Raw genomic sequence first — 15,878 nt, forward strand, 5'->3', positions numbered from 1 at the left:
GGCGACTCGACAGCGGGCGTCTGAGGTCGGCCCTGCTCACGACACCACGTGAAACACCTCCACCAGGCCCACCGTGCAGTACGTGAACTGCTGCGTCTCACGGGACGAGCGTTGAGGAAGTCGAGTTGCCTGCTGTTCCTACGTCGTCGTGAGGAATCCGGCTGCATCAGACTCCGTCGTGGAGGCGTCACGATCATCCCACGGGTGGTGCGTTGACCGCTGAAGACCGCCTGACCGTCGCAGACCGCCCTCTCGTTCCCTGGTGCTGGTGGACGCACCGCGAGCAGCGACGACTTCTTCGACAACCCCCCGACCTTCTCCGCCACCCCGATGACCTCGGCCCGCACTCCGGAGCCGGTCGCACCGCCGTGCAGTCGCTCCCGCTGGTGTCACGTCCAACCCGTCGGGACCTCCTGCCCTGTCCCGGACTGTCGACCGGGACGAGGATCGAGGTATGGCCAACCTCCAGACCACGACGGACAGCAAGCTCAAAGAATTGGTCATCGACGAACTCAGGTGGGTCCCCGATGTCGACAGCACCGAGATCGGTGTCGCAGTCACCGGCGGGATCGTGACGCTCCTCGGTCAGGTGGGCAGCTACTCCGAGAAGGTACGGGCGGCGAAAGCGGCGATGCGGGTCCACGGTGTCCGCGCCGTCGCCCAGGAGATCACAGTGCGCAGCCCCTGGATGATCACCGATGCGGAGGTGGCCGCGGCAGCGGAGACTGCACTGGAGGCCTCCATCAACGTCCCGGAGACGGTGCGCGTGGTCGTCGACAACCGGGTGATCACCCTCAGCGGCGAGACGGGCTGGCAGTTCCAGCGGATGGCTGCCGAGCACGCCGTAGAGCACCTGCGGGGTGTGCAGAGGGTGCGGAACACGATCACCCTCACGGCCGTTCCCGCCCCCGTCGACATGGCCGACCGCATCCACGCCGCCTTCGTGCGCTCGGCAGAACTCGACAGCAAGGCGATCAACCTCTCCACCACCGAAGGCGGGACGGTGACGATGCGAGGCTTCGTGCGCTCGGCTTCCGAACGCCGAGCTGCGACGCACGCGTGCTGGGCTTCCCCCGGGGTGACTGCGGTGCACGACGAACTGGTCGACAACTTCTGATGCGCGAACGAGTGGCCGCTCGATGTCTGCCCCCTTCCCGTGCCAGCCTCGACACAACGGTCGTGTTCTCTGGTTCTCGTGCACTCGGGGCGACCGCACGTTCTGCACGGGGCCTGGTGGACGATCCGATCAGGTCACTCAGCCAAGCGTGGCGGATGCCGCGCGCCGAAGGCGCCCGGGAAGCTCACCTGGAGTAGCCCGAGCACCAGACCCCGGCGCGCGTGGCCGGACCGCCCGATGCGGACAACGTCAGCGTGCAGTTCCGTGAGCAGGCAGGAACGGATTCTCGGGGGCACCACGTCCTCACGGCAGCGCAGCCGTGCGAAGGATCCTGACCTCTTCCTCCAGGTCGCGGATCTGCGTCGTCGCTCTGACCGGCTCGGAGCTTCCGCGGCGGCTCGCGCGCCATCGACCTGGCCGCGGTCGATGAGATCTTGTCCGCCCCAGCGGTAGAGCAGCAGGTCTCGGCGACGCCGAGGGATCCGGCGACATTGCTGACGGTGCGGCCGGCGGTGATCAACGCCAGTGCTCGGTGACGGAAAGCCGGCGGGTACGCCCTGACCACAGGCGATCCTCTCGGGTGTCCGAGCGGCCACCGTCTCCCGATCCGCGATTCCGGAGAAGCAGGTCGTGATCAGCCTGCCCGGGAAACCGGGTCAAACTCCCTGCGGCGTTCACGTTCGATCGTGTCAGTTCGGGTCCGGGTACAGGAAGCAGAACCGCCCGGGCACGACGAGGATTGGTCCTGCGGCGATCGGGGATGCTCGAGGCGCTCAGCTTCAGGCCACCAGGGCGGCACCGAACGGGGAACGGGACTCCAGGGGGACGATCATGACAGGCAGCTCGGCGGCGTCCAGGACGGCGTCGATGGTGTCGCCGAAAGGGTCGGAACCGCTCTCGGCCACACCGCGCCCACCGAGCACCACGATGTCAGCGTCCGCTGCCGCCGCGAGGACGTCGGTGGACGGGCTCGTCCCGCGAAAGGACCCGGAGCGGATGTGCAGATCCGGGTTGCGGTCCTGGATGCGCTGCACGACCTCGGTCAGGCGCCGCACCGGTTCCCCTGCCTCGGGGAGCGCAGACGCCGGCGGGTCCGCGTCCGACCTCGCCGGCCCGACGCCAGGAGGACAGTGGACGACCGTCAGCGTGGCGTCCGTGCCCCGCGCGAGTCCCACTGCAGCTTGGAGGACGGCAGTCGAACGGTTCGAGCCGTCGTCGCAGACGACAACGCCGTAGCCTCCCCCGCGAGCGTGGCCCGCGACACTTGCCGCCCAGCCACGAGGGACGACCACCACCGGGCACGACGCGGCCCGGGCGATGAGAGTTCCCACCGGCACGCCACCGGGTCGCAGCGTCCGCCCACCCTGGCGCGCACCCACGACCAGGACGTCGGCGGTGCGGGTCGCGCTGGTCAGCGTCTCCTGCAGGGACTGCCAGGACAGCTGGTGGCGGATCACCAACGTGGGGCCGACGCTCTGCGCCACCTGCTGTGCCTGCTCGAGAACCCTCTGATCGGCGAGCGTCCACGGATCGGGCGAACCGTTGCGCTCCACGGCGTGGACGAGGTGCAGTTCCGAGACCGTCCGGTCGGCGAGGGTCGCAGCCCACCGGACGGCCTCATCGGCGTCACCTCGACGGTCGACACCCACGGCGATGACTCGCATGAACAGCCCACTTCCCGTCGTGACGGTGTCGACCGGCACCGGGACCCGGGCTGACCGCTTCCGTCATGCAGGAGCCTCGCGGTGGCGAGCCTCATCCTGACCGTGCCGCCGTGAACACCGCGCCGCCAGGGTCGCAAGTCCTCACTCCTCATCGAAACTTCTGTTCGACTAAGTCAGCTCCGGCCGCGCCGGCTGCGAAGTCCTCGGAATGGACCGAACCCGCTGGACCGCTGGAGACCAGGTCCTGTCCGGAGGGGTCCAGCTCGACCCTCCCCTTCGAGCGTTCGGGCCAGCTCCTCAGCACGGCTGCACAGGGAAGGGCACCGGTCCAACCATCATCGGCGTCGAGAGCAGGATGAGGGCTTCCACGAGCGAGAACCAGGGCTCGGCGATGGGGAATCGGGCGTCTTCAGGGTGAGGAGACCGACCGCGAGCGGGACGCCGTACCCGATGCTCAGGACGATCACCCCGACGGCGGCGGGGAACGCGAAACGTCGGGTTCCGGCGGTTTCTCGAGACGACTCCTCCCCGGCGCGGGCCCACACCGGCACCACCCCCGTCGTCACGATCCCGGGGAGGGTGCCGCACGCCTTCCCACACCGTTCGCCACCGCTTCCGCAGCCAGTCGTCGTCCCCACTCCCGGGCGCGCGGGACCTCACCGACGCAGGTCGTGTTCGCCTTCGTCACCCGGAAGCTCTCCGGGCGGGCCAGCCGGCTGCTCCCCCGACGACGGGCGGCGCGATCGAGCTGCACGGCGGCGTTGCCGCTGAGGAGGACCGGTCCGTCGGCGCGGGAGGCGAAGGCGGCGAAGTGGGGGCTGAGCACCGTGGTCGGGTCAGCGATCCAGTCGCGCATCCCCCGTCCGGGCGCGCCGGGCTCGAGCGCGAGGTTCCGCTCGGGTTGCAGGGCCCAGCTCCTGGCCTGGGCCCTGGTGGCCACCCTGCTCATCCCGTGGACGTGGGTCGGGCCCCCGATGACCATGAGCTCGTTGCCTTCGCACCAGCCCGGGGAGACGTCGTTGACGTTCCGGACCGTGACCTGCTGATCCGCTCCGAGACCCTCCGCGATGGCGTCGGCGATCTGTCGGGTGTTGCCGAACATCGATTCGTAGATCACGACGGCGCTCATGGATCCTCCTCCGGTTGCAACCAGCCTGGTGGGACGGGACCGGGGGAGGTAGGGGAGTTGGTCCCCTGTCGGGGTCCTCGTCCGGTCCGGAAAGACCCGGGTCGGTGATGACGTCGCGGACACGCCGAACGGTGAGCGGGAACCCCGGGTCCACGATCGCTGTCGCAGCGGGCCGACGTGCGTGATCCCTACCGATGCCCACGCCCGCACCAGCAGAATCATCGGGTATCCGCGGCTGTGTCCGCCGGGGTGCCGTCGATCCCGATCCGGGATGCGCCCGGCCGGGTGGGGATCGCCGATCTCGCGCTCGAGGGGCCTTTCTCCCCTACGTCGCAGACCGCCCGATGAGGAGGATCGGTCGAGTGACGAGCACATCGAACCGCGGCACCGGAAACTCGGGGCAGCTGAGCCCGCGTCTCCCGACCGAGGGTGACCGCTACCACCTCGACTGCGGCGACCTGGGACGACGCATCACCGCCCGCAGGGCCGCGCTCGGTCTCGAACGGTCCGACCTCGCACATCGGGCCGGCATCTCGCTGCCCTACTTGGAATACCTGGAGAACGCCCCGTCCCATCCCCCGCTCTCCACCCTGCGGGTCCTGGCCCGGATCCTGCACACCACCGACGTGGACCTCCTCGGCGGCACCCAGGGCCGGCCACCGGGTCGAGGGGCTCCCTCGCCCGGCTCGCAGCTCGCCCTCCTGCCGGAGGAGGAGTGCTGGCAGCTGATCTCCGATCACGGCGTGGGACGGATCGCCCACCCCCTCCACCAGGACGTCCTGGTCGTTCCGATCAACTACGCCGTCGACCACGGCACCCTGTGGATCCGGACCTCGCCGGACTCGCAACTGGCCGCGCACACGGATCCCGAGGGCCGGGTGACCGTGGAGGTCGACCGCCTCGACGACGTCACGAGCGGCGGATGGAGCGTGCTGCTGCACGGAGACGCGCGGCACGCGGAACCCGGCACCAGCACGACCCCGGAACCGGTCGCTGTGCACCCCTGGGTGCAGCAGGACCGCTCCCTCCTGCTGACCGTCCGCGTCCGCGCGATCAGCGGGCGGAGGATCACCTGGTGAAGCGGCTCTCGTCCGGGGCCACGCCACCGTGCGGTTCCTCCTCGGCGACCGGATCGAACTCCCCGCCCGCCGTTCTCTCGACCGCACCCGGAGACGGCCGCGGAGCACCGTCCGCGAGCTCAGCTCATGCGGTCGACGGACAGCGTCCGCGGTCGTGTCGTCCGCCCGGGCAGCACGTGCGTCCGAGATCTCGGCGTTGCGACGCGGATCCGGCAGCACGTTGCGAGGAGACGCCGTGAGCGATGGCCGGATCGACGACCGGGCGGTGGTGGTGGGGTACGACGGCTCCCCCGACAGCACCGCGGCCCTGTTCCTGGCTGCGGCCGATGCCGGGACCACCGGGTCGGCGTTGTGGGTGTCCGTCGTCGGGGACGACCGCGTGCAGTCGCCACCCCCGCGGGCGTACGAGCGGATCGGCGCGACCTCGGCCGCCGAGATGCTCGACCGCGCGCAGGCCTTGGTGCTCTCCCGTCACCCGACCCTCGAGGTGCACCACCGAACGGCCCGGGGTCCCGTCGCCGCCGCTCTCCTCGCGGTCGCCGCCGACGCCCGGTTGCTGGCGGTCGGGGCCCGAGGAGCGGGGCACGAGTTCGCCCCCGCCTGGGGCGAGGTCACCGGTCGGGTGACAGGGCAGGCCGCCTGCCCGGTCCTGGTCGCGCACGCCGGGAACGACCTCCTGAGCGCCACCGGACGCGACGCCCCGAGGATCCTCGTCACCCTGACGGGCGAAGCGCTCGACGACACCGTCCTGCACGAGGGTCTCGAACTCGCCCAGCGGTTCCGCGGAGCCGTCCACGTCCTCACCCTTCCCGCCGATCGGGGCCGGGCGTCGTGGTGCCGGCTGGAGACCCTGCACCGGGACAGCCATCTCCTCGACTGTCGGTTCTACGACGACCACGTCGAGGCGCTGAGGCGCGCGGTGGCCCGTGCTGACCTGGTCGTGGCACGGGTCGAGGGCCTCGAAGCCGTCGCCGGGATCCTCCCCGGTGCGAGGTCGCAGGCCCTGCTGGCCCGGCTGGGTCGTCCCGTGCTCGCCGTTCCCCCGTCGCTCGACCTGCGCAACCGGCTCGTCACCGGTGCCCGCTGAGGTTGGACGTCGCCCTCCCGACGTTGCCGAACCCCGGTCCTGGAACGGGTGCCGGGTTCCGCTGCCGGCCAGGTTGCGAGCCGTGCACTGCCCGGTTCCCACCACCCTGGAGGTACTCCGTCAGTGTTCGAGAACATCGAGTCGCCGTCACACGACGTGTCGGCGGTCGTTCGGACCGGTTTGCCTTCTGCGCTGCTGCTCGTCGCCGTCGGCGGGATCGCCCTGGGTGCTCTTCTGTCCTGAACGGGCCCGCCAGGAGCCGGCTGAGCTCTGTTCGCGGCGATCGGGCGCAGCGCGGTCACCCCCACCGCGATGACGGCCGGAAGGGACGGGTCCGGTCGAAGGAGACCGGTCGACCGTGTCGTGCAGGTCCGCTGCTGTGGAGCACGATCGACGGCGAACCCACGGCGAGGGACAGCTGGACCGTCACACCCACAGACTCCTCCGACGACGCCGTGCCGTCGCACCCGACGACGACATCACCGGTCGCCGCGTCCCAGCCCCGAGGGACGAGGACCACCGGGCACGACGTCGAGTGGATCAGGTGACCCACCGGATGAGCCCAGTCGTCCCGCCAGGTGTCGCGCCCGCGTGCCCCGAGGACGAGACCGGCTGCTCCGTCCGCTGCTTCGGCCAAGGTCGCCCACGGCGAGGACCAGGAGAGGTGGCAGTGCACCTCGAGATCGGGGGCTCGGGAGGCCACGACGGCCTGCGCCGCCGCCAGGACCCCCCAGTCGGTGCGCGCGAACGGACCTGACGAACCCCCTCTGTCGATGGTGTGGACGATCTGCAGGGCCGCCCCGGTGGTCGTCGCCGCGGAGACGGCCCACCGCAGGGCGCCGTCGGCGTCTCCGCGTCGGTCCACACCGACGACGACCTGGTGCGTCGACGGATGCTGTCCCATCAGTGGACCCTCGCGACCGACCGGTGGCCCTGGTGGTCCGCATCCGGGGGCAGCAGGCCCCTCTCGATCCTCGTTCCGGCCGCGCCGGACAGGACGGCACCCGCGTCGGTGAGCGCACCGATGGACGCCGGACGACCGGTGGCCTGGACGAAGCGCCGGCACGCTTCGACCTTGGGCCCCATGGAACCCGCCGGTAGGCGCAGCGCCGCGACCTCGCTCACGTCGAGACGGTCGATCGGTTCGGCTGTCGGGGTGCCGTAGTCGCGCTGGACGGCGGCGACGTCGGTCAGCAGCAGCAGCCGGTCGGCGTTCACCGCCAGGGCCAGGAAGGCGGCGACGTAGTCCTTGTCGACCACCGCCTCCACACCTCGCACCTGACCGTCGGTTCCACGGACGACGGGAGCGCCTCCGCCGCCGGCGCAGATCGTCACGGCGCCACCGGTCAGCAGGCCGGAGATGGTGTCGATCTCGATGATGCCCTGGGGTTCCGGTGAAGCGACCACGCGTCGCCAGACGTCCCCGTCCTGCGCGATGTCGAAGCCCGCATCTGCTGCCGCCTCGCGTGCGAGGGCCTCGGGGTGGCCGGCACCGATGAACTTCGTCGGACGGGAGAACCCCGGGTCCCCCGGGTCGACGAGGGTCTGGGTGACGAGGGCGACGACCGGTTTGACCACCCCCGCGTTCGCGAGGGCCTGCACGAACCAGTAGCCGATCATCCCCTGGGTCTGAGCCACGAGAGCGTCCAGCGGGTACGGCCCGCTGAGCGAGGTGTCTCCCTCACTCTCCAGGGCCAGGAGACCGACCTGGGGACCGTTCCCGTGGCACAGCAACACCTCGTGCTCGTGGCACAGCGGAGCGAGCGCCGCTGCGGCGGCCCGCACGTGGGCCTCCTGGACCGCAGCGTCCGGTCGCTCACCGCGACGTAGGAGAGCGTTGCCGCCGACGGCGACCACGAGACGCACCTCACTGCCCCAGTGCGTCGACGAGGAGCGCCTTGATGGTGTGCAGCCGGTTCTCGGCCTGGTCGAAGACGATGGAACTCGACGATTCGAAGACCTCGTCGCTGACCTCTGCCCCTTCCAGTCCGAACCGTTGCTGGACCCTGCGTCCCAGCTCGGTGCGGGTGTCGTGCACCGAGGGCAGGCAGTGCATGAAGCGCGTGTCTGCTCGTCCGGTCGCGCGGAGGAGGTCGGCCGTGACCCGGTACGGGGTCAGGAGCGGGACACGTTCGTCCCAGGACTCCTCCGGCTCGCCCATGCTCACCCAGACGTCGGTGTGGACGAAGGCGGCGCCCTCCACAGCGGCGGTGACGTCCTCGGTCAGCAGGATCCTCGCCCCGCTCACCTCGGCCAGTCGGTGTGCCGTCTGCACCACCTCCGGCGCCGGCCAGAGCGCCTTCGGCCCGGCGAGGCGCACGTCCATGCCGAGGAGGGCGCCGGTCACCAGTAGCGACCGGGCCACGTTGTTGTGCACGTCACCGACGAAGCAGAAGCTGATGTCCTGGACCGGACCCGGGTGGAACTCCCGCATGGTCATGACGTCGGCAAGGGCCTGGGTCGGGTGCCACTGATCGGTGAGACCGTTCCAGACCGGTACCCCGGCGTGGTCCGCCAGTTCCTCCACGGTCTCCTGCGCGAAGCCGCGGAACTCGATGCCGTCGAACATCCGGCCCAGGACCCGTGCGGTGTCCCGGATGGACTCCTCGCGACCGATGTGCGATCCCTCCGGTCCCAGGTACGTCACACTCGCGCCCTGGTCGTGGGCGGCTACCTCGAAGGCGCAGCGGGTGCGGGTCGAGCTCTTCTCGAAGACGAGAGCGATGTCCTTCCCCTGCAGGAGCGGCACCTCGACGCCCGCAGACTTCTGCAGTTTGAGCAGCACCGCCGCGTCGAGGAGCCGGACGAAGCCGGCTTCGTCGAGATCGGTGATCTGCAGGAGGCTGCGGGGATGGCGTCCCCCGGCCCGAGGGGTGACGGACTCGGGGACCGTCGTCTGCCGGTTCACGCCGGGCCCCGCTCGATGGGGCAGGTCATGCACCGGGAACCGCCACGGCCCCGGCCGAGTTCGCTCCCGGGGATGGCGATGACCTCGATACCGTTGTCCTGCAGCATGTCGGCGGTCACCGTGTTGCGGTCGTAACCGACGACGACACCGGGCGCCAGGGCGAGGAAGTTCGTCGCGTCGTCCCACTGCTCCCGTTCTGCGCTGCGACTGTCCTCCTCGGCGACCAGGACGCGGACACGGTCCAGCCCCAGGGCCTCGGCGATGGTCGCGAAGAGGTCGTCGCGGTGCTCGACGTGCAGACCGCCGGTGTCGACCTCGACGACCTCCTCGAGGTCGGTCGGGGTGATGATCCACGTCCGCAGCCCCGCCGGGTCGAGGTAGGGGTACTTCACGAAGGTGTCCACGTCGACCATCGTCAGGACGGTGTCCAGGTGCATCTGCGCGTGGGAGTGGGGCAACCGGACGGCGATGACCGTCGTGGCGCGAGCACTGCGGAAGAGTTCCCGGGCCAGGATCTCCACGCCCATCGGTGTGCTGCGTTCCCCCATCCCGATGAGCACGACACCGCGCCCGAGGACGTGGATGTCGCCCCCCTCGAGCGTCGCGGGCTGGTGGTCGACGTCGTCGCCGCCGTAGTAGGTGGGGAACGAGGCCTGCGCGAAGAGCGGGTGGAACCCGTAGACCGCACGCGAGTGCAGGGATTCGCGACGGCGAGCGGCCTTGGCCATCGGGTTGATCGAGACCCCCTCGTAGATCCACGCGGAGTTGTCGCGCTGGAAGAGGGTGTTGGGCAGGGGCGGGAGGACGAAGTCCTCCAGGCCCAGGGTCTGCCACCGCAGGCTGCGGGCGTGCAGGGGTGACGCGTCGCTGCGGGTGATCCCCCCGACGAGGAACTGCGCCAGGGTGGCGGCGTCGTAGTGCGCGACGAGGTCGCGCAGCGGGCGGGCGAGCGTCGGTCCCACGTTCTCCGCGGTGAACGTCCGGTCGAGGACGAACTCGCGTGCGGCCTCCACCTCGAGGGTCTCCGCGAGCAACTGCCCGAACTGGTGGACCACGACCCCGTGCTGGACCAGGACGTCGGAGAACGCGTCGTGCTCCTCCCGCGCCCGGGAGGCCCAGAGGACGTCGTCGAAGAGGAGTTCGCGGCAGTTCGACGGGGTCAGCCGGTCCAGTTCCAGTCCGGGCCGGTGGATCACCGCCTGGCGCAGGCGACCGACCTCGGAGTGGACACCGAGGACACTTCCGGGGAACGGCGACCGGCCCCGGTCGAGGGTGGCGGTGGTAGCAGTGGTGGTGATGGTGGTGCTGGTCATGAGTTCCTCCGGGACGTGGTGAGGGTTCGTGGCGCGGTGAGCGGGACGTCGAACACGGGGTGGCGCCTCCTGCGCAGAAGCCGGTGGAGTTCGTCCAGACCCCAGACGACGAGCGGGAAGGGCAGGATCACCGCGACCTGGTCGAGGCTGAGGGAACTGGTGCCGAAGACGTCCTGCAACCACGGTAGGTAGACGACGGCTGCGGTGAAGGCGATCTCGAAAGCGATCCCCCAAAGCAGCAACGGGTTGCTGCGCAGACCGATCGCGAAGAGCGAGGCGCGGTCGGTGCGGGCGGCGAAGGCGGTGCCGATCTGGCAGGCGACGATGCCGACGAAGGTCGTGGTGGTCGCCTCCAGGTAGGCCTGGTGCAGCGGGGTCCCGACCCCGGTGGCATCGCCGGGGTTCCACCCGGCCCGGTGCAGGACGAGGAAGTAGGCCGCCATGACCAGGACGCCAGACGTGGTCCCCAGCAGCAACCAGGCCCGCAGCAGGAGCCGGCGATCGACCACCCCGCTGGTGCGAGACCGAGGTGGTCGCGTCATGAGTCCCGGTTCGGCCGGTTCGCGCCCGAGGGCCAGGGCGGGGAGGGTTTCCGTACCCAGGTCGATGGCGAGGATCTGCAGGACGGTCAACGGAAGCGGTACCGCACCACCGGAGAGCGCGAAGACGAGGAAGGGGACGAGTTCCGGGACGGCGTGGGCGAAGATGTAGAGGATGAACTTCCGGACGTTGTCGAAGACCCGGCGTCCCGCCGCGATGGCGGTGACGATCGTCGTGAAGTCGTCATCGGTGAGGACGAGCGTCGCCGCCTCGCGGGCGACGTCGGTCCCGGAGCGACCCATGGCGACACCGACGTCCGCGTGCCGCAACGCCGGCGCGTCGTTCACCCCGTCCCCCGTCATCGCCACGACCTGGCCCCGCGCCTGCAGCGCTTCACAGATCCGGAGCTTGGACTCCGGCGAGCTCCGGGCGAAGACGATCTCTGAGTTCGTGTCGAGCACCGCGTCGAGCGCTGCGTCGCCCAGACGATCGACGTCCTCACCGGTGAGGATCCGCGACGCGGCCGTGCCGATCCCCACCTGTCGGGCGATCTCCGCGGCCGTCGGACCGTAGTCACCCGTCACCACGTGGATGCGGACACCGGCCCGGTGGGCCTGCTCCACCGCACCCGAGACCCCGGGCCGGGGTGGATCGACCATGCCGACGAGTCCGAGCAGCACGAGGCCGGACTCCAGCTCCTCCCGGGGCCGGTCTGCTTCCTCCTCCGAGAGCGGACGGCGGGCGATGGCCAGCACCCGCAGTCCCCGGGAGGCCCAGCGGTCCAGGGTGGCCTGCAGCGCCGAGCGGAGGTCCGCGTCGAAGGCACGGAGCGATCCGTCGGTGTCCAGAGCCTGGCTGCAGCAGGAGAGGACGCTCTCCGGCGCACCCTTGGTGTGCAGGACGAGGCCGTCGGGCCCCTCATCGATCGTCGACATGCGGTGCAGGTGGCTGTCGAAGCGTTGCACCGCACGGCGGGTGCGCTTCCTCGCGTCGCTGTCGACGCCGACCCCGAGGTCGCCCGCCAACGTCAGCAGCGCGAGCTCGGTCGGATCGCCGCTGCCCTGGGGGTGGGCGGTCGTCGGCGCCTCCGCGCTGGTGCAGGCCGCCGCGCTGCGGGCCAACCGCCGCAGGCGTTCCCCGTCGGCACCCCGGTTGGCCTCGGAGAAGTCCGGGGCGAGGAGTTCCGTTCCGGTGAAGGTGACGGCGGTGACCCGCATGCGGTTCTCGGTGAGGGTTCCGGTCTTGTCGGTGCAGATGACGGACACCGAACCGAGAGCCTCGACGGCCGAGAGGCGTTTGACCACCGCACCGGAGCGCGCAAGTTCCCGCACCCCCGCCGCGAGGGCGAGGGTGATGGTGGGGAGGAGTCCCTCGGGCACGTTCGCGACGATCAGCCCGATGGAGAAGGTGATCGCCGCCGCCCAGCCCAGGCCCGCCGCGACGCCGACGGGCACGAAGACGATCCCCACGCCGACCGCGACCGCGGCGATCAGCCAGGTGACGCGCCGGACCTGCAGCTCCAACGGGCTCGGAGTGGTCCCACCGCGTCGGCTCAGGACGGCGATGCGGCCGAGTTCGGTGCTGGCTCCGGTGCGGACGACCGTCGCCGTCGCCTCCCCCCCGGTGCAGTTCGTGCCGCTGAACACGAGGTTGCGGGCCTCCAGCAGCGGTCCGGTGACCAGGCCCGGGGACGCGGAGCGAGCGGTAGGGAGCGACTCGCCGTTCAGGGCGGAGAGGTCGACCTGCAGGTCGCCCTCCACGATCCGGGCGTCGGCGCAGATGCGGTCGCCTTCGGTGACGACCAGGAGATCCCCCGGGACGACGTCCGTGGCCGCGACGTCGACCCGGACCCCGTCGCGTTGAACCCTCGCGGTGGCCGGCAGGAAGGCGGCGAGCGCGTCGACGGCCCGTTCCGCCTGGACCTCCTGGACGAAGGCGAAGGCGGCGTTGAGCACCACCACGGCGAGCACGGCGATCGCCAACGTCGGCGTGTGTCCGATCCAGGCCAGCGCGGCCGCCATCAGCAGCAGGACCGCGAGCGGCTGGGTGAACTGCTTCAGGAGTTCCCGCAGGTAGCGGGGTCCGCCGCCCGCCGGCAACGAGTTCGGTCCGTAGCTGATCAGCCGGCGGGTGGCGTCACGGCCGGTCAGGCCGTCCGGTCCGGTGCGGAGGTCGCGGAACAGTTCGTCGAGCCCTCGACGTTCGTCCGCCTCCGCCACGATGCCCGACGGGGTGGGTTCGACGACGTCGACGGGAGTCACGCGTCACTCGCGGTGGTCTCGGCGGTGGTGACCGGTGTCTCGCCGTACTCGTGCCGGCTGACCTTGAGCCAGACGTAGACGGGCACACCGAGCAGGAGGCAGAAGACGCCGTAGTACCCCGCCTGGTACCCGCTGCCGGCGAGAGACCAGAAGGAGAAGACGAGAGCGACGGCCGAGACGGTGACGTCACGGACCAGTTGCGCCCTCGGCAGTCGTGGGCCGCGGCTCAGCAGCCAGTAGACCTGGGCTGCGGCGCTGAAGAGGTAGGGAACCACCGCGGTGAAGACGGACAGCAGGACCAACGTGGTGAAGACCCTGTCGAAGCTCGTGTAGCTGACGACGGTCAGGATCGAGGCGAGCACCGTCGAGGCGATGACGCCGAAGAGCGGGATGCCCCGCCAGGTCCGGGCGAAGGGAGCGGGGAAGAGGTGGTCGGCAGCTGCGGCCCGGGGCATCTCGGCCACCACGAGCGTCCAGCCCACGAGGCAGCCCAGTCCGGAGACGATCGCGGAGAGGGCGACGACCTGGCCGGCCCACTCTCCTCCGAAGATGGCGTTCGCTGCGTCGGTGAACGGGGCCACCGAGGTGCGCAGGGAGGCGTTGGGCACCGTGCCGAAGACCGTGATGGTGCTGAGGACGTACACGAAGGCGCAGCCGATCGTGCCGATGATGGTCGCGCGGGCCACGTTGCGCCGCGGGTTGCGGACCTTGCCGGCCACGACGGCCGTCGTTTCGATCCCCAGGTAGCTGAAGAGGGCGATGGCTGCGGCAGCGGAGACGGCACCACCGAAGGAGGTGTCGCTGGAGTTGAACGCCCCGAAGTTCGCGGTCTTGACGAACACCAGCCCGACGGTGGCCATGAACACCAGGGGTACGAACTTCAGGATCGTGGTGACCACCTGGGTCGCCCCCATGGTGCGCAGCCCGGAGATGTTGACCACCGCCGGGATCCACAGGCCGAGGAGCGCAATGACAATCGACCAGATCCGGGTGTGCCCGGTGTTGACGAACACCTCGACGTAGCCCACCAGGGCCACGACGATGGCCGCGTTCCCTGCCCACGCGGTGATCCAGTAGGACCACGCGTTGAGGAAACCTCCGAAGTCACCGAAGGCGTGACGGGCGTAGACGTAGGGCCCGCCGGACCCGGGGATGCGACGGGAGAGGGCCCCCAGGGTGAAGGCCAGCGCCAGCGCTCCGATCGTCACGACGACGAAGGCGACGAGACTCACCGGACCGTAGGCGGCCAGCGCCGACGGCAGGGCGAAGACGCCGGTGCCGATGACGGATCCCATGACCAGGGCGATGGCCGTGGGAAGGCCGAACGTGGACCCTCTCGGCTCCTGCCCCAGCGAGTTCTCCCCGCCTGCAGGGGCAGCCTCACCCGTGCCGGCGCTGCGGTCCGAGGTGCCGATCGTCACCGGAGACCGTCCCGCCCCACGACGGGCGGGACCCGGGTCGCGACGAGGTGTCCTGTCTCGTCCCCGGTGGCGGGTCGTTGACTTCGAGCGACGGTCATGACCGGAGCCTGTTCCCGGTCGCCCGATCCCGGCAGGGGCGGAGGTCCCGACCGGAACCGGGACCGGGCGGGGGACCTTCTCCTCTGCTGCTGATGCCCCCGCCGGTCGAGGATCCGAGACCTCAGAGAGGTCGCTCCTCTCCGCACGGACCGAGGGGAGTCGCTGGTGAGTCGATCCGCCGAGGTCCGGGGAGGTTCCTCCGACGAGGCCGAACCACCGCACGAGGAGCGTCCGGCGCGTCGCGCGATGTGGACCGCGACCTTCCGCGCGGTGCGCCGACGCTCGCCGCTGGTCACACCGACCCACGTCGTCGAAGGCGTCGCCGGTCTGCTCCTCACCCTCGCCGCCGTCGTGGTGGGCGTCGTCCTCGTCGCGGGTGCCCCCGCCGCCGGTGACGCCGCCGCCGGCACCGCGATCGCGCGTCAGGCGAACCTGACCATCGTGACGGCCCGTACCGAGGTGGGCGGCGCCCCCGGCGAGGAGGCACCTGGGTCCGCCCGCGAACCGGCGGGGATGGCGCTGCTGCGTCTCGGCTACGTCTGGGACGGGGTGCTGGTGCACGACGTCGTGACGCCGGCGGAACTGGCCGCGGCGCACGCCGACCGCGCCGGCGTCTCGTCGTCCGTGACGCGGGTGTGGATCGAACGTGACAGCGGTTCGATCGTGCGGGCACCTGAGGAGCCCGAGACTGCCCGTCTGCAGGCGATGCTCCTGCGGGCGGTCGAGGTGTGCTCGGTCGTCCTGGCCGCCATCACCGGTTCGCGGCTCGTGACCTCCGCGTCCCTGCGGTGGCGCGGGCGCCGGTGGGCTCGCGCCTGGCAGCACTGGGACCGCCAGGACGGCGTCGTACCGCCGAGCGGCCGATGAACGGGGACGGCTTCACGGCCGGCCGGGCCTCGAGCGACCCCGGCCCCGATGACCGGGGTCGACGCATCCTCCTGCGACGTCACCAACTCAGCCTGGAGCACGCTGAGCTCGTTCCTCACCACTGGGTCTTGGACGTTCAAGGTTCGTCGGGACCAAGGAGCCGTTGAGCTGACGCGAGGCGACGGCGTGCGCGTCTGCATGCCGCCTGCTCCCGCGCACAGGTCTTGCACCTCCGCCAACCGGTCCGAGCACCTGTGCGGAACAAGGTGTTCTCCTGGTCGTACGGGTGACCTGAGGGACAGTGAGGCCTTGTCAGTAGCGGCGTGAGCAACTACCGCATCCCCGGGGCAGAGGCGTTGGGGCACGTAGGGCCTGGCCGGTCACGATGGTGGC

At 70.7% G+C, this 15,878-nt stretch carries 12 protein-coding genes; 4 read left to right on the top strand and 8 right to left on the bottom strand.

From position 1 onward, the window contains the following. Positions 1–454 precede the first annotated feature (454 nt). Complete coding sequence (locus AB0637_RS18820; protein ID WP_366174210.1) at positions 455–1,117, top strand: BON domain-containing protein; 663 nt, start codon at positions 455–457, stop codon at positions 1,115–1,117. A 779-nt stretch (positions 1,118–1,896) separates the two neighbouring features. On the opposite strand, the gene AB0637_RS18825 is transcribed toward AB0637_RS18820, so the two are convergent. Beyond that, the gene (locus AB0637_RS18825; protein WP_366174211.1) at positions 1,897–2,781 is read right to left on the bottom strand and encodes a universal stress protein; all 885 of its coding nucleotides are present in this window, start codon (positions 2,779–2,781) and stop codon (positions 1,897–1,899) included. 562 nt (positions 2,782–3,343) lie between these two features. Beyond that, positions 3,344–3,910, bottom strand: a complete 567-nt coding sequence (locus AB0637_RS18830) for a flavodoxin domain-containing protein (protein ID WP_366174212.1) — start codon at positions 3,908–3,910, stop codon at positions 3,344–3,346. Between the two features lie 362 nt (positions 3,911–4,272). On the opposite strand from AB0637_RS18830, the gene AB0637_RS18835 reads away from it, so the two are divergent. Together AB0637_RS18835 and AB0637_RS18840 are read left to right on the top strand one after the other, a co-directional pair. Then, positions 4,273–4,989 carry a pyridoxamine 5'-phosphate oxidase family protein gene (locus AB0637_RS18835; protein WP_366174213.1) on the top strand — a complete coding sequence of 239 codons (717 nt, stop codon included), beginning with the start codon at positions 4,273–4,275 and terminating at the stop codon, positions 4,987–4,989. Between the two features lie 235 nt (positions 4,990–5,224). Next, positions 5,225–6,076, top strand: a complete 852-nt coding sequence (locus AB0637_RS18840; RefSeq protein WP_366174214.1) for a universal stress protein — start codon at positions 5,225–5,227, stop codon at positions 6,074–6,076. A gap of 298 nt (positions 6,077–6,374) precedes the next feature. On the opposite strand, the gene AB0637_RS18845 is transcribed toward AB0637_RS18840, so the two are convergent. The 6 genes from AB0637_RS18845 to AB0637_RS18870 form a co-directional block, all read right to left on the bottom strand. Beyond that, positions 6,375–6,980, bottom strand: a complete 606-nt coding sequence (locus AB0637_RS18845) for a universal stress protein (protein ID WP_366174215.1) — start codon at positions 6,978–6,980, stop codon at positions 6,375–6,377. Next, a complete protein-coding gene (locus AB0637_RS18850) occupies positions 6,980–7,942 on the bottom strand; it encodes a carbamate kinase (RefSeq protein WP_366174216.1) in 963 nt (320 codons plus the stop codon). Before AB0637_RS18850 ends, AB0637_RS18845 begins: the two co-directional genes overlap by 1 nt. A 1-nt stretch (position 7,943) precedes the next feature. Next, complete coding sequence (gene argF / locus AB0637_RS18855; RefSeq protein WP_366174223.1) at positions 7,944–8,915, bottom strand: ornithine carbamoyltransferase; 972 nt, start codon at positions 8,913–8,915, stop codon at positions 7,944–7,946. A 65-nt stretch (positions 8,916–8,980) separates the two neighbouring features. Next, a complete protein-coding gene (locus tag AB0637_RS18860) occupies positions 8,981–10,297 on the bottom strand; it encodes an arginine deiminase (protein ID WP_366174217.1) in 1,317 nt (438 codons plus the stop codon). Continuing rightward, positions 10,294–13,098, bottom strand: coding sequence for a cation-transporting P-type ATPase (locus tag AB0637_RS18865; RefSeq protein ID WP_366174218.1), 2,805 nt, complete (start codon positions 13,096–13,098; stop codon positions 10,294–10,296). The genes AB0637_RS18860 and AB0637_RS18865 overlap by 4 nt, the downstream gene beginning before the upstream one ends. Continuing rightward, on the bottom strand, positions 13,095–14,450 hold the full coding sequence (locus AB0637_RS18870) for an amino acid permease (RefSeq protein WP_366174224.1): 1,356 nt from the start codon (positions 14,448–14,450) through the stop codon (positions 13,095–13,097). Before AB0637_RS18870 ends, AB0637_RS18865 begins: the two co-directional genes overlap by 4 nt. Positions 14,451–14,783: 333 nt before the next feature. Between AB0637_RS18870 and AB0637_RS18875 the strand changes: the two genes are divergently transcribed. Further along, positions 14,784–15,485 carry a hypothetical protein gene (locus AB0637_RS18875; protein WP_366174219.1) on the top strand — a complete coding sequence of 234 codons (702 nt, stop codon included), beginning with the start codon at positions 14,784–14,786 and terminating at the stop codon, positions 15,483–15,485. The last annotated feature ends 393 nt before the right edge of the window (positions 15,486–15,878 follow it).

The sequence above is a fragment of the Kineococcus sp. NPDC059986 genome (assembly GCF_040702905.1).
Taxonomy (GTDB): Bacteria; Actinomycetota; Actinomycetes; order Actinomycetales; family Kineococcaceae; genus Kineococcus.